This is a genomic window from Tenacibaculum sp. AWR4_210 (assembly GCF_056160945.1).
Genome location: NZ_JBSWYF010000004.1, coordinates 175,699 through 194,914, shown reverse-complemented (window position 1 = coordinate 194,914; position 19,216 = coordinate 175,699). Strand labels below are relative to the sequence as shown.

Annotated in this window: 17 protein-coding genes; 8 read left to right on the top strand and 9 right to left on the bottom strand. The window is 38.5% G+C overall.

Annotated elements, in window-relative coordinates; translation table 11 throughout:
* Nucleotides 1-11: 11 nt before the first annotated feature.
* From ACXAG7_RS08850 to ACXAG7_RS08835, 4 genes are read right to left on the bottom strand one after another with little or no spacing between them, the layout of a single operon-like run.
* Complete coding sequence (locus ACXAG7_RS08850; protein ID WP_476666609.1) at nucleotides 12-1,091, bottom strand: mannose-1-phosphate guanylyltransferase; 1,080 nt, start codon at nucleotides 1,089-1,091, stop codon at nucleotides 12-14.
* Nucleotides 1,092-1,104: 13 nt separating this feature from the next.
* On the bottom strand, nucleotides 1,105-1,695 hold the full coding sequence (locus ACXAG7_RS08845; protein WP_408044938.1) for a SprT-like domain-containing protein: 591 nt from the start codon (nucleotides 1,693-1,695) through the stop codon (nucleotides 1,105-1,107).
* A gap of 34 nt (nucleotides 1,696-1,729) precedes the next feature.
* Nucleotides 1,730-2,413 carry an SDR family NAD(P)-dependent oxidoreductase gene (locus ACXAG7_RS08840; RefSeq protein ID WP_408044937.1) on the bottom strand — a complete coding sequence of 228 codons (684 nt, stop codon included), beginning with the start codon at nucleotides 2,411-2,413 and terminating at the stop codon, nucleotides 1,730-1,732.
* A gap of 17 nt (nucleotides 2,414-2,430) precedes the next feature.
* Nucleotides 2,431-3,393, bottom strand: coding sequence for a DUF898 family protein (locus ACXAG7_RS08835; protein WP_476666608.1), 963 nt, complete (start codon nucleotides 3,391-3,393; stop codon nucleotides 2,431-2,433).
* Between the two features lie 108 nt (nucleotides 3,394-3,501).
* Between ACXAG7_RS08835 and ACXAG7_RS08830 the strand changes: the two genes are divergently transcribed.
* Together ACXAG7_RS08830 and ACXAG7_RS08825 are read left to right on the top strand one after the other, a co-directional pair.
* Complete coding sequence (locus ACXAG7_RS08830; RefSeq protein WP_476666607.1) at nucleotides 3,502-4,785, top strand: metal-dependent hydrolase family protein; 1,284 nt, start codon at nucleotides 3,502-3,504, stop codon at nucleotides 4,783-4,785.
* A gap of 47 nt (nucleotides 4,786-4,832) precedes the next feature.
* Nucleotides 4,833-5,801 (top strand): DUF3179 domain-containing (seleno)protein, encoded by a 969-nt coding sequence (locus ACXAG7_RS08825; RefSeq protein ID WP_476666606.1) that lies wholly within the window; start codon nucleotides 4,833-4,835, stop codon nucleotides 5,799-5,801.
* Here ACXAG7_RS08825 and ACXAG7_RS08820 read toward each other — a convergent pair.
* From ACXAG7_RS08820 to ACXAG7_RS08800, 5 genes are all read right to left on the bottom strand, one after another.
* Nucleotides 5,798-6,487 (bottom strand): hypothetical protein, encoded by a 690-nt coding sequence (locus ACXAG7_RS08820; RefSeq protein WP_476666605.1) that lies wholly within the window; start codon nucleotides 6,485-6,487, stop codon nucleotides 5,798-5,800. The genes ACXAG7_RS08825 and ACXAG7_RS08820 overlap by 4 nt on opposite strands.
* Before the next feature lie 252 nt (nucleotides 6,488-6,739).
* Nucleotides 6,740-7,471, bottom strand: coding sequence for a hypothetical protein (locus ACXAG7_RS08815; RefSeq protein WP_408044932.1), 732 nt, complete (start codon nucleotides 7,469-7,471; stop codon nucleotides 6,740-6,742).
* A gap of 88 nt (nucleotides 7,472-7,559) precedes the next feature.
* Entirely contained in the window at nucleotides 7,560-9,041 is a 1,482-nt protein-coding gene (locus ACXAG7_RS08810) for a SusD/RagB family nutrient-binding outer membrane lipoprotein (protein WP_476666604.1), read from the bottom strand.
* Between the two features lie 20 nt (nucleotides 9,042-9,061).
* On the bottom strand, nucleotides 9,062-12,217 hold the full coding sequence (locus tag ACXAG7_RS08805; protein WP_476666603.1) for a SusC/RagA family TonB-linked outer membrane protein: 3,156 nt from the start codon (nucleotides 12,215-12,217) through the stop codon (nucleotides 9,062-9,064).
* Nucleotides 12,218-12,549: 332 nt separating this feature from the next.
* Nucleotides 12,550-14,160 carry a BamA/TamA family outer membrane protein gene (locus ACXAG7_RS08800; RefSeq protein ID WP_476666602.1) on the bottom strand — a complete coding sequence of 537 codons (1,611 nt, stop codon included), beginning with the start codon at nucleotides 14,158-14,160 and terminating at the stop codon, nucleotides 12,550-12,552.
* A 184-nt stretch (nucleotides 14,161-14,344) separates the two neighbouring features.
* Here ACXAG7_RS08800 and rpsL point away from each other — a divergent pair, with 184 nt between their 5' ends.
* From rpsL to rplD, 6 genes are all read left to right on the top strand, one after another.
* A complete protein-coding gene (gene rpsL / locus ACXAG7_RS08795) occupies nucleotides 14,345-14,725 on the top strand; it encodes a 30S ribosomal protein S12 (RefSeq protein WP_132722869.1) in 381 nt (126 codons plus the stop codon).
* 31 nt (nucleotides 14,726-14,756) lie between these two features.
* Nucleotides 14,757-15,233: a 30S ribosomal protein S7 gene (rpsG, locus tag ACXAG7_RS08790; RefSeq protein ID WP_408044928.1), complete on the top strand. Its 477-nt coding sequence runs from the start codon at nucleotides 14,757-14,759 to the stop codon at nucleotides 15,231-15,233.
* 5 nt (nucleotides 15,234-15,238) lie between these two features.
* On the top strand, nucleotides 15,239-17,356 hold the full coding sequence (fusA, locus tag ACXAG7_RS08785) for an elongation factor G (RefSeq protein WP_408044927.1): 2,118 nt from the start codon (nucleotides 15,239-15,241) through the stop codon (nucleotides 17,354-17,356).
* Nucleotides 17,357-17,361: 5 nt separating this feature from the next.
* On the top strand, nucleotides 17,362-17,667 hold the full coding sequence (gene rpsJ / locus ACXAG7_RS08780) for a 30S ribosomal protein S10 (protein ID WP_075342599.1): 306 nt from the start codon (nucleotides 17,362-17,364) through the stop codon (nucleotides 17,665-17,667).
* A gap of 302 nt (nucleotides 17,668-17,969) precedes the next feature.
* Nucleotides 17,970-18,587, top strand: coding sequence for a 50S ribosomal protein L3 (gene rplC, locus ACXAG7_RS08775; protein ID WP_408044926.1), 618 nt, complete (start codon nucleotides 17,970-17,972; stop codon nucleotides 18,585-18,587).
* Nucleotides 18,587-19,216, top strand: coding sequence for a 50S ribosomal protein L4 (gene rplD, locus ACXAG7_RS08770; protein WP_408044925.1), 630 nt, complete (start codon nucleotides 18,587-18,589; stop codon nucleotides 19,214-19,216). The genes rplC and rplD overlap by 1 nt, the downstream gene beginning before the upstream one ends.

The following is a 19,216-nucleotide window of genomic DNA, read 5'->3' as shown; positions in this document are numbered from 1 at the left end:
GATTTCGAACCTTATTGTACGGGTTCTTTGGTGAATTTTGCCGAGGCTTCTGCGGCTATTATTTTGATGTCTTGTTCATCTTTTCGCGGACAAATCAACAAAACGTCGTCTTTTTCAACGATAATATAATCTTGAAGTCCTTGAAGAATTACGCGCTTGCCTTGTGTAGTGCTAATCATATTACCCTCAGCATCTCTGCACAGTGTTGTCGCTCCGACTACGGCATTGTTTTGCGTGTCTTTATCGAGTTTGTTATAGAGAGAGCCCCAAGTACCCAAATCGTTCCAGCCAAAATTAACAGGAAGGACATGAACGTTTTTAGCGTGTTCCATAATACCGAAGTCTATCGAAATATTCTCACAGCGCTCGTAATTTTTATTGATAAAGTCAACTTCCGCAGCTGTGTTGTATACCGAAGTATCTTCAGAGAGAATCGCTAACATTTCAGGGAGGAAGTTTTTGAAAGCATTAAGTATGCTTTTAGCCGACCAAACAAATATTCCTGCATTCCATAAATAATCACCACTTGTCAAAAACTCCTGTGCTTTTTCCAAGTTGGGTTTCTCCGTAAAGTTTTTTACTTTTTTTACGCGGCTATCAGAATTTTCAAATTGGATGTAACCGTATCCAGTATTTGGGTGGTCTGGTTGAATACCCAAGGTCATTAAATAATCGTTTTCCCCGCAGGTTTTGAATGAGGTTTCAATATTGGCTAAGAACTCCGCTTCGTTTTCTATCCAGTGATCCGAAGGAGCGACTAATATCACGGCGTCTGGATTTTGGGCGTATATTTTTAAGGCTGCATAGAGAATGCACGGAGCAGTATTGCGCATAGCAGGTTCTAGTAGTAATTGAGCTTTGCTGAGTTCAGGGAGTTGCTCCAGTACTAGGTCTTCGTATTTTTCATTGGTAGCAATGACAATATTTTCACTAGGAACTAAAGCGTTGATCCTCGAAAATGTTTTTTGGATCAACGATGCACCAGTACCTAGCATATCGTGAAATTGTTTTGGGTATTCTTGTGTGCTTACAGGCCAAAATCGAGATCCTACTCCTCCGGCCATGATAACTGCGTAATAATTCGTACTCATTTGGTTGTTTTTTTTACTCTATTAGAAAAACTTCAGCGTTTTGATTAAATAAATAGACTCTTTGGTTCTTTAAATTTAAGCATTCATATCGAGTTCTCCTCTTTTTTCCTCGTTTAAATAAGGTGTTTTTAAAGCTAAATACGCTATTTAAAGGGATTTCAAAGATAAAATTCTTTCCTGATTCTGCGACACCACCACGTAAAGCTAAAGATAAGTTTACATCGGTATCGGTGCTCGCTTTTGGGTTTTTTAAGTAGTTTGCTAAGTGAGGTAAGATGCTAAGCGGATAGGTTTCAGGGTTGAGAAAGGGAATCATAAGGTGTTGGAAAACCGTTTTCCACTCTTGCCCATGAGGTTGCACGCGACCAAATTTTTGATAGGTAACATGATGCGCAATCTCGTGTATCAAGGTCAGTAAAAACTGATAAGGATTTAAGTTATTGTTCACCGTAATTTGCATTTCACCAGAAGGAAGTCGTCGAAAATCACCGTGTTTAGATTGGCGTTCTCCAACAATTTTTAAGTTGATTTGGTACTTCTTAATAAGATACAAGGCAGGTGTAACTGCGGCTTTCGGTATGTATTTCTCTAAAATATGAGCCATTGCGTTCTTGAGTCCTTAGCTTTTCGTTTGTTTTTTAAGGGGTTGAACTCGATACTTGTAGTACTTTTCCGTTGTAGTACTGTTGTCCGGTTAATGCAAAATTATAGATGTATTCAGCCATTTGCAGCGCTGTTGTCGGCGCCTGATATCCAGGGAAGGCTTCTTCTAACATTTCTGTTTGCACTGCACCCAAAGCCAATACATTAAACGCGATTTGCTGCTCTTTGTATTCTTCGGCCAGCAATTCGGACAGGGTGATTATTGCTCCTTTCGAAGAGCTATAAGCTGCCAATCCCGGGAACTTCATACTTCCTTGAATTCCTCCCATACTACTAATGCTTACCACATGACCTCCTTTCGGGATAGCGGGCAAGAGCAATTGTGTGAGTTGTGCAACTGAAAAGACATTTACTTGATATACCTTTTGAAAATCTGCCTGTGTTAATTCTTCAAAAGGTTTGTTGACTAAAGCACCGGCGTTGTGAACCAAGATATCGATGTGTTCAAATTGCGCTTTAATTTGTTGGGTAACTTCTTTAAGAGATTGTTCATTTGTTAAATCCGTAGCAAAAGGGTGCAAATTAGGGTGATCTAAAGCACGTATAGGGTCAGCATTTCGGGAAAGGGCAATAACTTGGTGCCCTTGGTCTGCAAAAAGACGTGCGAGCTCAAATCCAATACCTCTGCTGGTTCCTGTAATAACGATGTTTTTGTTCATAGGTCTTGTCTTGTTTATTAAGCTAAATCAAAATGTAAAAAGTCAGTAGCTTGTGCTCCTGTTTGAGGAGTCGAGTATGTTACTTGTTGTATTTCACTGAGTTCAATTCCTTCAATAACCAAGTGTTTGCTAAAGAATTGAAGATTCCTAGTCATAATCCAAGGCGTTGCGATTCCGAGCGTTATCATACGCAGTACAACGTTGATGATGATGAGCTGGAATAAGTCGCCCATCTGAATGTCGAACTTGAGTGCTACTTTTTTACCATCTTGAGTGATTTCTATGTTTTCTACATAAAAATTCAAAAGATTGCGAAGATACCAAAAACTGTAGATTCCAAGAGAGGGAATGAGAAAAAGTATGCATTTTAGTTGAATCCAGAACAAGGTTTCGCCGGTCCCTTTAAAGTCAAAAGACAAATTGCCAAAGCGAAGGTGACTGATGAGGTACTTTCTAATTTTAATATGAAACCACGGAGCGTAAATCCCAAGGGTCAGTAGTGTGATGAGTACACCTTGTAGTACGGCCCAAAACAATTCGTATTTGCTACCTAAATATTGTAATGTAATCCCCTTCCAGCTCGTATTTTTACTACGGTATTGAACAATTCCATGTAAAACGAATGGCAGAAGAAGTACGAGCAGTAGATAAAAAGAGCCGAGGCATATTGCTGAGGTTAGATCGTTTTGGGAGAGTAGCCCAAAGAATAATACGGAATACAATAGTACAATGAGGAGGTAGAGTTTTGCGTAACTTTTAAAAATAGTACTTGGAATTCCGTGGAAATCAAAGGTTTTGTCTCCCAGGTAAGTAGCTCGGTGTTGGTATTTTAATACAGCTACTCGTGCCCATGGGTAGTAGAAGCCAAGTGTGAGCACTGTCAATACTAAATTTTTGAAATAAATGAGCGCAAAAGTACTGCCTTCAGCACTATAGCGTAGCTTTTTTGATGGGGTGGCTTGGTGGGTGTTTTCTAGCATAAGCAAATCTGATTTTAGTCAAAAATGCGATTAAATTTTTTATTATCCAAGAGTGATGGATTTGAGAAAGTGTTATATTTAATGCTTTGAACCCAAAAGAGTTAAAAGATGTTGAGAAAATTACTACTACTCGTGCTGATTGTAAAATCCTTTGAGGTGAGTGCACAAGATACCTACCTGCATTGTGGAGCTTTAATAGACACGTTTAAGGGAGTGGTGTTAAAAAAACGAACCGTTGTGGTTACCGGTAATAAAATAACTGCGGTAAAGCTAGGATACCTGAAGCCGAAAAATAAGAAAATTGAGGTGGTCGATTTGAGAAATAAGTTTGTGCTGCCTGGGTTGATCGATATGCATGTACATATCGAACAAGAGTTTAATCCGCATACTCAATTAGAACGCTATACTTTAAATGAGGCGGATATTGCCTTTAACGCTGTCAATTACGCTAAAATTACTTTGATGAACGGGTTTACTTCGGTAAGAGATTTAGGAGGTACTGGCGTAAACATTTCCTTGAAAAAGGCGATAGCTGCTGGTAAAATACTGGGGCCTCGAATATTCACGGCAGGAAAAGCCTTAGCCTCTACCGGAGGACACGCTGACCCTTCGAATGGTGCAAAGCGAATTTTAACAGGGAACCCTGGTCCTAAAGAAGGAGTAGTAAACAGTGTCGAAGATGCCAAAAAGGCGGTTAGACAGCGCTATAAAAACGGTGCCGATTGCATAAAAATTACGGCGACAGGAGGAGTGTTAAGTGTTGCGAAGAGTGGAGATAATCCGCAGTTTACCATTGAAGAAATTAAGGCAATTTGTGCGATGGCTAAGGATTACGGAATGCATGTAGCTGCGCATGCCCACGGTGATGAAGGTATGCAACGAGCCATTTTAGGTGGAGTAAAAACCATCGAGCACGGGACCTATATGAGTCAAAGAACCATGGAGTTGATGAAGGAGAACAACGTGTATCTTGTTCCGACAATTACAGCAGGAAAGGAAGTTGAGGAAAAGGCAAAAGTTAAAGGGTTTTACCCAGCGATTGTTGTTCCCAAAGCTTTAGCGGTTGGGCCTCAAATCCAGGGTACCTTTGCCAAAGCCTATAAGTTTGGGGTTCCTATTGCTTTTGGAACGGACGCAGGAGTTTTTAAGCACGGGTTAAATGGTCGTGAATTCCGTTATATGCATGAAGCGGGAATGCCTGTAATGGAGGTATTGAAGATAGCGACTGTGGTCAACGCAAAGATATTGCAAAGGAGTACCGATTTAGGTCAGGTAAAACCGGGTTTTTTAGCCGATATTATTGCGGTGGACACTAATCCTGTTAACGATGTTACTACGATGGAACGCGTTCATTTTGTGATGAAATCGGGAGTGATTTATTTGAACGAGTGATTTGTAAGTTTTGTCATTTGAAACCGACTGATTTCGAAATGATTAATATGAGAAATACATTAGTTGTGGTAGCCTTGTTTTTGATGGCTTGTAGTACTGCGGACTCAGAAGGTGTTGCCGAACCTACTCCAGAGAGTTCGCTGTGGTCGGTGGATGAAAGTTTTATCAAGGAAGGTGCGCCTTTTGCTTTCATCGATGCTCCTGAATTTGCAGCCGTTGGCGCTGTGGATAAGGTAGCGGATGAAGAGCGGGTACTTTTGGTGAAGCACAATGAAACCCTTAAGGTTTATCCGTATGTTTATTTAAATTATTCAGAGGTGGTTAATGATGCCATCGATGGTTTTAATTATATCGTCAGCTATTGTCCTCAAACGAAAAGCGGTATTTGTTTTACAAATAGAATTAATGGGGCGCCGCAACCAGTGTTGGCCTCAGGCTATTTGTTTAAAGACAATTTGGTATTAACAGATCGCGAAAACAAGAGTTACTGGTCACAAATGCTCCTTAAAGGTATTCGTGGTGGGCAAAAGGAACTTCCTATACAAACTACTTATTCTATTGAAACTACTTGGAAAACGGTAAAAAATTATTTTCCAGAAGCGAAGGTTTATATTCACGATAAATTACAAACCAAAGGAGTTCGAACAGCGAGTAACGGATCTAATCATTTTGGGGTGGTATTAGAAGGCTTGGAAGAACGCATAGAATTGTACAGACATCAATCTTTTGACAAGCTAAGAATCAGGGAAACGACTGTTGGAGGGAAAAACGTCGTAGTTCTCGGGGATAAGGAGAAACAACTATTTACTGCCTTTTACGTGCAGCCCGGAGCAGTGTTTACGTTGAGAAGTGATTTTCCAAATGTGATGTTAGGTACTGATGGAACGGTGTACAACGTTTTTGGAGAAGCCGTTGAAGGCCCTAAAAAAGGTCAGCAATTAGCTTCTCCTAGGTGTTATAATGCCGAGCTTTGGGCGTGGCAATGGTTTTTTGAGCAAACAGCTATTGCTTTTTAAAGACTGTTGTAGTGATTGATGATTTTAATGACATCTGCTTCCTTTTTAAAGGATAATCTATGAGTCTTTACAAAAGCTTTAATTTCTTTTTTGTGAGCTGCCATAAGCTTCATGATTTTCGACTTCTTTAAACTAACTTCAATGAGTTTATCGCCATCTACAGCTACGAAATAGGTTTCTACTTTTAAGTACTTTGCTGGTTTGAGTACTTGATTGGTCATTTTGTTTAGTACAGGTTTTTTTAGTTTTCCACTGTATTTTTTTAATAGGGTTAAGTTCCCTTTAGCCGAGAGTTTTTGATAATAGTTACCATCTATTTGAGTGAATTCGTCTTTATTAATGACGATGCGTTTAAGATTCTCATAAAAGTAAACACTGTCATTACTGATTTTAGATAAGAATTTTTCTTCGTCTAAGTCGTAATTGAGATTGTTGATTTTGAAGGTCTTCCCATTTTCCGTTTCAATAACCGCCGGAAAATTCCAAATTTTATAGAGGTAGAAAGATCCTTCTATTCCGTTAAATGCGTCATTTTTTTTAAAGCTACCGTGATCTGTGCCTTGGAAGGAACCACCTACCATTTGTGGATTAAAGTTGATTACGGAACCTCCGCCTGGTACTTGTTGAGCAAAAGCAGCTGTAGTGAAGGCTAAGGTGAGTGTCATAACAATTGTTAATTTTTTCATGATTAGGGATTTAGTGTGATTTAAAGATACAGAAACTAATCTACATAAGAGTTGTTTTTAACATAGCTTAAAATGAATACGGCTCTTGTAGTTAATGGGTCATCTAAAAGGGGTTACAGAAGTCCGAAAGTCTATAATAAATAATCGGGGGGAAATGGAAAAGAAAAACTCGCCTCTCATAAAACTTAATATGATAAGCGAGCCTATATATAATTAACAGTAACGATCTTCGTATTGAGTTGTTTTTGCTCGTTAACTTAAGGTATTGTAGTAATTGACTATTTTGATGACATCTATTTCGTTGTCATACGATAAGTTGTTTTTGGAAACAAAAGCTTTGATTTCCTTCTTCTTATCGGATAGCGCCTTTAGGATTTTTGACTTTTTCAAGCTCAATTTTACCAGATTGTCTTCACCGTTTTTTTGGACGAAGTACTTTTCTACTTTGACGTATTGAGCAGGTTTTACAATTTGGTTGGTCATTTTGTTCATTACGGGTTTTTTTAGTTTGCCACTAAAATTTTTAAGAAGTACTACAGCTCCCTCATCCGATAGGGTTTGGTAAAATTTGTCATCGATGCTTTTAAAAATGCGATTGTTGATGACTACTCTAGAAAGGTTTTGATAGACGTATACACTGTCTTTGGAAAGCTTGGATAGAAATTTTTCCTCATCGAGATCGAAGTTTAAATTATTAATCTCGTATTTCTTACCAGTTTCCGTTTCAATAGTAGAAGCGTGTGACCACTTTTCGTAGAGGTAGAAACTTCCTAAAACACCGTTAAATTCATCGTTTTTTCTGAAGTATTTGTGGTTGGTGGGTTGTAAGACACCTCCAATCATTTGTGGATTGAAATTAACTTCAGTTTTGATTTTGGGAGGTGGGTTTTGCACCATGATGTTTGTACTGTTTTTTCCTCCTTGGGCATAGCTGAGGTAATGGCTCAAGATAAGCGCTATCACCATCCATGTTTGCTTTTTCATAATTAGTGTTTTAAGTGAATTTTAAATATAAAAAAAACTACCTTTTTTTCAAAAGGTAGTTTTGTATAATGATTTAAAAATCAAGTTCTTATTTGTCCCACCATAATTTAGTGAACAATCCATCAGCACCTTGAGCTGCTACAGCAGCATCGTAGTTTGCTTTGTTTTGTGATGGCTCTGTTGATGGATACGCGTGTCTTACTGGGATAGAAGACCCGTTGATTGCATCAACAGCAGGTGTTAATACTGGGAAATCTAAACGTCTCCACTCTGCCCAAGCCTCATATGGTTGGTAGAATAAAGCTAACCACTTTTGCTCAGCAATTTGGTTCATGGCAGTACCAGCGTTGTAAGCAACACCAGCTCTACCTAAGTACGTAGTTGCGTCAGCAGCAGAAATTCCCCATTGCGTCATAGATGCTTTTACACCATCTTCATAGAAAGTTTGCGCATTTCCAGTGATCCATCCTAACATAACAGCTTCTGCCTTGTTGAAAGAAACCTGAGCATAGGTGAACATTGGTAATGACTTGGTAGAATTTTTAATTAAATCGTTGTTCATGAATGATACAGCGGTGTTAGGAATACTTCCTGCATTCGCCCATCCATAACGCAATCCAACAAAAGTACCAGTAGCAGCTGCTGGAGCTCCAAACTTAGGTAAACGAGGATCGCTTAACGCTTGCATTCTGTTTACAAGTACATCACTTAAACACTCATCTTCTCTTCCTAAATCTACGTAATCATCTTGGTAAGGATTGTCGTATTGATCATCAGAAATACATGGGAACATGATGTTTTCAGCGGCAGAAGTAATTGTTCCAGCGGCCATAGCTTCTTTAAACTTAGTAGCTGCGTAGTCACTAGCACCAGGATATACTTTTGCTAAACGAATTGCCATGTTCATTTTGAACGTATTTGCAAATTTTTTCCACTTAGCCATATCTCCTCCAAAAATGATATCTCCTTGAGGTCCTGCTCCAGCGTCCATTTGTGCTAAAGCTTCGTCTACTTCCTTGAATAAGTCTTTATAGATAAACTCTTGAGTATCGTATTTAGGGTTTGGTTTGTTAATACCACCTAAAGCTTCTGTATAAGGTAACATACCCCATCTGTCAGTCATCCACTGATAGTAGTAAGCTTTCATGATTCTTGCTACAGCCAATTGGTTGTTAGTCGAACCGAAGGCTAAGTATTTTGCAGGGTCTGTAGTGTTTGCATCAATAATAGTCTGTAAGGCTAAAATAGGCTTGTTATAAGCACTTGTAGTTCCTTGTTGTCCAGTACCACTACCTACCACATTCCAGTTGAAGTTGATCGTTTGGTAACGAGATTCTTCAGTATATTGAGTTTGTGACAAGTGTTGCACGTATAACGATGGTGTCGCTGTACCTACTAAACTTAAGGTTCCTACTAATTTTGCTTGACTCGCCGTTAATAAAGACGATGGTACCGTTACTGACGGGTTGTTTAAGTTGTCGTCAGTATTTTCAAAATCATATGATTTACAGCTAACACCTAGGGCTAAAAGAGCTGATAGGACAATAGCTTTATATGCTGTTTTTTTCATTTCTTTAAATTTTTATTTAATTAAAATCTAACTTTAATGTTCATACCAAAAGTTCTTGCACTTGGTAATTGTCCTCCTTCTGTCCATCTAAATCCGTTTCCAGCACCTGAACCTCCGTTAGAGTTTTCTAATTCTGAAGGGTCGATACCTGGAATCTCTGAATAGATCAACCAAAGGTTGTTAGCAAATAAGTTTACAGAAATATTTTCGATAGGAGTGTTCTCGAACATTTTTGAAGAGAAAGTATATCCTAAAGATAATTGTCTTAATTTGATGTAAGAAGCATCGTGGATCCATCTTTCGTGTAAAGCGAATAAACTGTGGTTATACGTTTTAGCCTCTACATAGTATGAAACAGGGTTTCCTGATGCGTCAACACCTTCTACCAATTGACCTCCTGAGTTACTAGCTGCATTGTTTGCAGGTAATACAGTATATGGGTTACCAGTAGCTGGGTCAATAGTTGATCCGTTAGCAGCAACTAATCCGTCACGTACAGGGTTTCCTAAAGCGTTGTTTCCAACAGTTCCAGCACCTAATCCAGAGTAGTGGTTAAACATGTCTGTTACTGAGAAGTACTTTCCACCTTTTTGGAAATCGATGTTGAAAGTTAAGTTAATTCCTTTGTAAGTGAAAGAGTTTGTTAAACCTCCAGTAAAGTCAGGTAATAAGTTACCTAAGTATTGGTTTTGGTCAAAGGCGTATGAACCATTAGAGTTAATCACTGCGTTTCCGTTAGCGTCTCTTCTGATTTTTCTACCGTAGAAAGCACCCCACTCTTGTCCAGTTCTAGCTTCTAATGTTAAACCTCTCCAAGATGATACTAATACTTCAGTAGTTACTCCAGGGTATAATTCGTCTACTTGTCTCTTTAATGTTGCAACGTTGATTCCAACATCCCAAGTAATATCGTCTGTTTTGATAGGAGTACCAGTTAAGGCTAATTCAATACCCTTAGATGAGAATTTTCCTGAGTTAACTGTTGCAGAAGTAAATCCAGTAGATCCAGATAACGGCACGTTAATAGGTAAGTTAACGTCTTTTCTGTCGAAGTACGTGAAGTCAACTCCTAAACGGCTGTTGAAGAACTTTAATTCTGTACCGATTTCTAATTCCTGACGAGTACCTCCTTCAATTAAAGGATTCGCTTGGTTAGCAGATGGGAATAATGGTGTTACTCCATTGTATGAACCACCAGTTTGGTAAACAACTTTTGTAGCGTTGATAGCAGGGAAACTTGGCGCTTCTGCATATCCAACACGTAACTTACCAAAGCTCAATGCGTCAAAGTCAATAACTTTGTCAAATAAGAAACTCAAAGATCCACCGTACGTTAATACGCGGTTGTTGTCTGGAGTAGCGGTAGAGTTCCAGTCAGAACGTAAAGTACCGTCTAAGTATAACATGTCTTTATATCCAAAAGATGCTGTAGCGAATAAACCGCGGTTCTTTCTGTTGAATTCTCTGTTTGTGTAAACAGGTCTATCCTTAGAAGAAGCTACTGTGTAGATTCCAGGAATAGTTAATCCACCACTAGAAGCTCCAGTGATATATCTGTTTTGGAAAGTTCTTAATTCCGTACCAACCGAAGCAGTTAAGTCTAAATCTTCAGTTAAGTCTTTCGTATACGTTGCCATTGCAAATACCTCCGTAGAGCTAATTGTTTGGTCAGTTTCAGTGAATGACGTTTGGTTTAATCCACCAAATGCTACACGTGCATCGCTCTTGTAAGAGTTTACAGTTCTTCTTAATTCAGCGTTAAGTGTGATATCATCCGTTAACTTGAAGTTCAATCCAACGTTACCAAAAGTAGCGTTTTTAGTTTGGTGCTTTAAGTTTTGGTTTACTTCAAAATAAGGAGAATCCCAATATTGAGGAGCTAAGTTAGAAGTACTTCTGATGTTCCAAGTGTAGAAGTTTCCGTTTTGGAAGTAGTTGTCTCTTAAACGATTCATGTCTAACTGTCTTTGGAACCATTGGTTAAAGTTAGATCCGATACCGTTATATCTACCTACAGGATCATTTACTGTATGTCTGTATTGGTAGTTCAAGTTCGTGTATACTTCTAATTTTTCAGAAATATCAAAGCTAGCACTTGTGCTGATTTGCTTTAAGTTTCTTTCTGAGTTTGGCACAATCCCTTCGATATCTACGTTTCTTAAGATTGTTTTGATGTTGTATCCATCTCCACCTTTTGAAAAGTTAACAGAGGTGTTCGATGTAATTCCAGTTTCGAAGAAGTTCTGAACGTTATTTGGATTTGCAGACCAAGGTCTTAACTCTCCAAATTCCGCTGAGTTAGGAATCCAAGAATCCCAGTGTCTAACTAATCTTCCGTCTAATCTTGGTCCCCAAGATTCGTCAGCTGCGTAGTTAGGGATTAATTGACCTCCTTGAGTAGAAAAAGTTTGTGTGTATCCACCACCGTACTCATTTTGGTACTCAGGTAAAATGTATACGTTAGAAACTTGAATAGATTGGTCTACAGTAACTGCAGTTTTTCCATTCTTAGCTCTCTTCGTAGTAATTACAACAACCCCGTTTTTACCAATCGGTCCGTATAGTGCAGTAGCACCACTACCTTTAAGTACGTTTAACGTTTCGATATCATCGATGTTGATGTCAGCAGAACTATCTACTTTTACTCCATCCACAACGTATAATAAATCACTTTCACCTCTTAAACGGATTAAAGCATTACCAAAACCAGAACTCGGTGCACCTAACATTTGAACCCCTGCTACTTTACCAGCGATTGAATTGTTAATGTCAACTTCTCTCGTTTGTGTTAATTGCTCTCCCTTTACAGATTGCTGTGCGAAACCTAAACTTTTAGCTTCTCTTTTAATACCTAATGCAGTAACTACTACTTCATCAAGTACGTTGTCACTAGCCATAGCAACATTAATCGTGTTTGACGCTCCAACTGTTCTTTCTACAGTCTTCATCCCAACAAAACTGAATACAAGAATGTCTCCTGTAGCTGCTTTGATTGAGTATTTACCGTCAAAATCCGTTTCTGTTCCTTGGGTAGTCCCTTTCTTTAACACAGTAACTCCAGGTAATGGCCCAGATTCATCCGAAACCGTCCCTGAAATCGTTTTTTCTTGTGCAAATGAAATTTGCACAATCAACGCTAGTAGTAGCGTTAAAATTCCATTAAACTTTGTTTTCATTGCGTAATTGTTTGAATTATTTGGCTCAAAAGTCTTAAATAAAACTTAAAAAAACAACATTTTTGTTAACTAATTATTAATTAAAGTGAGAAGCGTTGTCTTTGTTGGGTTTTGCTAGGTGTTTTGGGTGTTTTTTTGAGATTTTGTTAAAAAAACACGTGTTGATTGAGAGCTGTGGTGTTTTTTAACAGAATAAGGGCGGAAGACTTTGTTTTTTATGTTCGCTCTTAAAAGGCCGTTAAGCCCAGTGATGATAAGGGTTTCAAAAGGAAATAAGTAGATTTTACCGAATTTAGGGGTTCAGTATTCGATTCTAACATTTGTTTCTTTTTTTAAAAGAAATTGATAATTTTAATATTTAGAAATGATTTTTTGAAATCAAAAGAATCGTCACTCGTTTTACCGATTGCGTAGGAGATCGAAAGTAGTGTGTTGTTGCGCTGCTGTTTGTAGCCCAGGCCAAGCCCAAGGGCAGATTTGTAGTTGGCCCCTGATTTGTAATACGCAATGTCTGTGATGCTGTACAGAATTTGATTGGGACTCACTAAAAATTGGTATTCTGTTTGTAAGCTGGCAAACAAATGAGTGAAAATGCTCTGTTCGTTGAATCCGCGTAGGCTGTTAATGCCTCCCATACGGAAGAGCTCGTTGTTAAACAAGTTGGGACTGCGAAGGTATCCGCTCCTGCCTTTGGTGAGTATGGCGTTTTTTTCATTGATTTCAAACCAAGCACTTCCCTCAGCTACCAATTTGTATTGACGTGTATTACCGCGGCTTCCTATTGCTGGATTGACAATTAAGCTGTGTTTGTACGGACTCCATAAAAAGTTTTCGTTAGGGAGCTGATAAGCTACAAGGGCACCTATAAATTGACTGTTAAAAGAAGCCAAAGCGTTGTTTTGATTCCCCGTTGGAAGCAGTGTTTCGGTAGATTCTTGTTGTTCATAGCTTAGACCAACTTGCGTTTTTGGGTTGAGCTGATGTGTCAAAGCAGTGTTGAATTTAGAATTCACAAAACTGGAGTCTTGCCGATGGATGCTGAATTGGAGTCGAGCACTAATGGAACTGTTAAAAAGATACGGGATATCTGTACGCAATGAAAAATTCTGGTTGCTGTTAAACGACTTCCAGTTCAATCGAAATTGTTCACCGGTATTTAATATGTTGTTTAGTTGTAAATCGAGATGTCCGTTTAATTGGATGCCAGAAGACTTGGGTTTAGAGCCTAAGTTGAGCATTCCGTCAATGCTATTGTGTTGTTTTTTTTCTAGGTAAAGATAAACTACTGTTGAATCTTTTGAAAATAGCAGTGCTGGGGTTTTAATTGACTTGCTAAAATTCAGGTTGTTTAAACGTTTGTGTATTCGTTGTAGTTCTTTTTTACTCACAATTTTTCCGGGAGTAAGGGCTATTCGATGTTTGAGGAAAGACCTCGGGAAGTTTTCGTAACCTTTAATAGTTATTTTATCGAGATGACGACGCGTTTGGTTGCTAATGGTCAGCGTGGCTTCTAAACAGTTGTTGTGTATGCGAATATCGGTGAGTTGAAGCTTAGCAAATGACTCTCCTAGGGCATCACGTGCAATCGTTTGTTCTCGTAAAAAGGGAGAAACTTTCTCCATGGGCATTTCGTAATACTTTTGTTGCCATTTTATTTTAGCGCGAGGCACTCTTTGACCGAGTGTGACGATGATTTTTGTGGTATCGCTGTGTTGTAGAATTTTAAAATCGGAATTGAAATACCCTTGACGTTGAAGTGTTGCATGGGTTTTTTGAAGGTGGGAGCTAAGTTGCTTTTTATCAATCGATTTTTGTGTGAGCTTCAGGCTGTCCAGTACAGTTTGATGTATTGGGTTTTTTGTTTGTATGAGCAAGGGAGATTCTTGGCTGTAACAGAGAAAGGAGCTCAAAAAAAACAAGAGGAAGAGGGCTATGCGATTCAAAAAACTAAAATTAGATATTTCAACAAGGCGAAGGTACATGAATATTAACTAAATGTGATGTTTTTATTGAGTTGATTAAAAATAACTTAGCACGATTTGATAAATTGAAAAAATATCGTACATTTGCGCACTCTTTAAAATAAGAGAATTATTTAGTACAAACGAAAAATAGTAATTAATTAGTATGCCAACTATTCAACAATTAGTTCGTAAAGGAAGAACCAAAATAACTAAGAAGAGTAAATCGGCTGCTTTGATGGCATGTCCTCAAAGACGTGGAGTTTGTACGCGTGTATATACTACAACACCAAAGAAACCTAACTCAGCAATGCGTAAAGTTGCTCGTGTTAGATTGACAAATGGTAACGAGATTAACGCGTACATCCCAGGTGAAGGACACAACCTTCAGGAGCACTCGATAGTATTAGTTAGAGGTGGAAGGGTAAAAGATTTACCAGGTGTTAAATATCACATTGTTCGTGGTGCATTAGATACTGCAGGTGTTGAGGGAAGAACTCAACGTAGATCTAAGTACGGAGCAAAACGCCCTAAAGACAAAAAGTAAAAATAATTAGTAACTTTTTTAATGTAAAGACATGAGGAAAAGAAGAGCTAAAAAAAGAGTTCTTTTACCGGATCCAAGATTTAATGATCAGTTAGTAACACGTTTTGTGAACAACCTAATGTGGGACGGTAAAAAATCAGTAGCATTCAAAGTATTTTACGATGCAATTGATATCGTAAACGAAAAAAAGACTGACGAAGAGAAGTCAGCTTTAGAAGTTTGGAAAGATGGTTTATCAAATGTGATGCCACACGTAGAGGTTCGTTCTCGTCGTGTAGGTGGGGCAACTTTTCAGATTCCAATGCAAATTCGTCCAGACCGTAAGGTTTCAATGGCGATTAAGTGGATGATTTCTTACGCTCGTAAGCGTAATGAGAAGACAATGGCACAACGTTTAGCTGCTGAGATTTTAGCTGCTGCTAAAGAAGAAGGTGCTGCTGTTAAGAAAAGAGTTGATACGCATAAAATGGCTGAAGCAAACAAAGCATTCTCACACTTTAGATTTTAATAACCATGGGTAGAGATTTAAAATACACAAGAAACATTGGTATTGCTGCGCACATTGATGCCGGTAAAACAACTACAACTGAGCGTATCCTTTATTATACAGGAGTGTCTCATAAAATTGGAGAAGTGCACGATGGTGCTGCTACTATGGACTGGATGGAGCAGGAGCAAGAAAGAGGTATTACCATTACTTCTGCTGCGACAACTTGTACGTGGAACTTCCCAACTGAAAACGGAAAGCCAACAGCTGACGCTAAAGGATATCACTTCAATATTATTGATACTCCAGGTCACGTTGACTTTACAGTAGAGGTAAACCGTTCATTACGTGTGTTAGACGGATTAGTGTTCTTATTCTCTGCAGTTGATGGGGTAGAGCCACAGTCTGAAACTAACTGGAGACTTGCTGATAACTACAAAGTTCCACGTATGGGATTTGTAAACAAGATGGACCGTCAAGGGTCTAACTTCTTAGCGGTATGTCAGCAGGTTAAAGATATGTTAGGATCTAACGCGGTGCCTATCGTATTAAATATCGGTGATGAGGCTGATTTTAAAGGAATCGTTGATTTAGTAAAGAACCGTGCTATCGTATGGCACGATGAGACTCAAGGGTCTACTTTTGACGTAATCGACATTCCAGAAGATTTAAAAGAAGAAGCAAGAGAGTTACGTGGTAAACTTATTGAAGAGGTTGCTGCTTATGACGAAAACTTGTTAGAGAAATTCATGGAGGATGAGGATTCTATCACTGAAGATGAAATCCACGCTGCCTTACGCGCTGCCGTAATGGACATGTCTATCATTCCTATGGTTTGTGGTTCTGCATTTAAAAACAAAGGAGTTCAGTTCTTATTAGACGCTGTTTGTCGTTATTTACCTTCACCAGTAGATAAGGAAGCGATCGTAGGAACAGACCCTAACACTGACGAGTCTATTTCTCGTAAGCCAGATGTAAAAGAGCCATTTGCTGCATTAGCATTTAAGATTGCTACGGATCCTTTCGTAGGACGTTTAGCATTCTTCCGTGCCTATTCAGGACGTTTAGATGCAGGTTCGTACGTGTTAAACAACCGTTCTGGTAAAAAAGAGCGTATCTCACGTATCTACCAAATGCACTCGAACAAACAAAATGCATTAGATTTTATTGAAGCTGGAGATATTGGAGCTGCTGTAGGATTTAAGGATATTAAAACTGGAGATACTTTATCTGATGAAAAAGCGCCTATCGTTTTAGAATCAATGGACTTCCCAGATCCTGTAATCGGTATCGCTGTAGAGCCAAAAACAAAAGCTGATGTAGATAAATTAGGAATTGCTTTAGCTAAATTAGCTGAGGAAGATCCAACATTTACAGTGAAAACTGACGAAGCTTCAGGGCAAACAGTTATCTCTGGAATGGGAGAGTTGCACTTAGATATTATCGTTGACCGTTTAAAGCGTGAGTTTAAGGTTGAGGTAAGTCAAGGACAACCACAAGTAGAGTACAAAGAAGCATTAACAGCTACTGCTGAACACAGAGAGGTTTACAAAAAGCAATCTGGTGGACGTGGAAAGTTTGCGGATATTGTATTTACTATGGAGCCAGCAGAAGAAGGAACTCAAGGATTGGTATTCGAATCTATCATTAAAGGTGGAAACGTACCAAAAGAATTCGTTCCTTCAGTAGAAAAAGGATTCAAGGAAGCAATGAAAAATGGTCCTTTAGCTGGATACGAAATGGATTCGATGAAGATTACTTTAAAGGATGGATCTTTCCACCCTGTAGATTCGGATCAATTATCGTTCGAATTAGCGGCTAAATTAGGTTATAAGGCTGCAGCTAAAGCTGCACGTGCTGTAATCATGGAGCCAATGATGAAGTTAGAGGTGTTAACTCCTGAAGAAAACATGGGAGACATCGTAGGAGACTTAAACAGAAGACGTGGACAAGTAAACGACATGAGTGACCGTAACGGTTCGAAGGTTGTAAAGGCTATCGTTCCATTATCAGAGATGTTCGGATATGTAACTTCGTTACGTACGTTATCTTCTGGTAGAGCAACGTCTACTATGGAGTTCTCTCACTATGCTGAGACACCTCAAAATATTGCAGAGGAAGTAATCGCTAATGCTAAAGGTTAATTAAGATGAGTCAAAAAATTAGAATTAAATTAAAATCTTACGACTATAACTTAGTTGACAAGTCAGCTGAGAAGATCGTAAAGACTGTAAAGAGTACTGGAGCGGTAGTTAATGGACCAATTCCGTTACCAACTCATAAAAAGATTTTCACTGTTTTACGTTCACCACACGTAAACAAAAAGTCAAGAGAGCAATTTCAATTATCTGCTTACAAGCGTTTGTTAGATATCTATAGTTCTTCTTCGAAAACTATTGATGCTTTAATGAAACTCGAGTTACCAAGTGGAGTTGAAGTTGAGATCAAAGTCTAAGTAATTGAATAACTTTCGGTTTAATTTTGTTAAACCGAAAGTTTTTTATATTTTTGCACACCGAATTACGATTCTGTGTGCTTATTTTATACACTGAATTTGAATTCAGTAGACATGTCCGGAGGGTTTCGCGAAGGAAAAACGGTAAAACACTAGAAGAGCTAAAAAGGTGTTTTACGCTCTTTTTTTAGTTTAAATCTAACTCGGTATGTCGCCCGAAACTTTTGTTTCAAACAAATCATTTATTAATAGACGCGCTGGATAGAAAAAAATAGTATCTAATCGTCTGAAAACTTACAAATATGTCTGGGTTAATAGGAAGAAAAGTAGGAATGACCAGCTTATTCGACGAAAACGGGAAGAACATTCCTTGTACAGTAATCGAAGCAGGTCCTTGCGTAGTTACCCAAGTCAGAACCGAAGAGGTTGATGGCTACAACGCTTTACAACTTGGTTTCGATGACAAAAAAGCCAAAAGCTCTAACAAAGCTTTAGATGGTCACTTCAAAAAAGCAGGTACTACTGCTAAAAGAAAGGTTGTTGAATTCCAAGGATTCGAAGGTGAGTACAATTTAGGTGACTCAATTACAGTTGATTTCTTTGCTGAAGGAGAATTCGTTGATGTTTCAGGAATTTCTAAAGGTAAAGGATTTCAAGGGGTTGTTAAACGTCATGGTTTTGCCGGAGTAGGACAAGCTACTCACGGTCAACATAACCGTTTAAGAGCGCCTGGTTCAATTGGTGCAGCTTCATATCCTGCAAGAGTATTCAAAGGAATGCGCATGGCAGGAAGAATGGGAGGAGACAAAGTTAAAGTTCAAAATTTAAGAGTATTAAAAGTAGTTCCTGAAAAGAACCTTATCGTTGTGAAAGGTGCGATTCCAGGACACAAGAACTCTTATGTAACTATCGAGAAATAATGAAAGTAGCAGTATTAGATATCACAGGAAAAGATACTGGTAGAAAAGTTGAACTTTCTAGCGAAGTATTCGGTATTGAGCCAAACGACCACGCAATCTATTTAGATGTTAAGCAGTATTTGGCGAATCAGAGACAAGGAACTCACAAAGCTAAAGAGCGTGGTGAGATCACTGGATCTACCAGAAAGATTAAAAAACAAAAAGGTACAGGTACAGCTCGTGCGGGTAGTATCAAATCTCCAGTTTTTAGAGGTGGTGGACGTATCTTCGGTCCAAGACCAAGAAACTATTCTTTCAAATTAAACAAGAACTTAAAGCGTTTAGCTCGTAAATCAGCTTTAAGTATTCAAGCAAAAGATAACAATTTAGTAGTAATTGAAGACTTCAACTTCGAGGCTCCAAAAACTAAAGAATTCGTTAAGGTATTAAAAGCTTTAGAATTAGATACTAAAAAATCTTTATTCGTAGTTGGAGAAGAGAGTCAAAATGTGTACTTATCATCTCGTAACTTAGAGAAATCTAAAGTGGTTAAGGCTACAGGAGTAAATACTTACAGCGTATTAAACGCAAACAAAGTTGTTATTGCTGAGAGCACATTAGAAGGAATTGAATCTAATTTAAGTAAATAG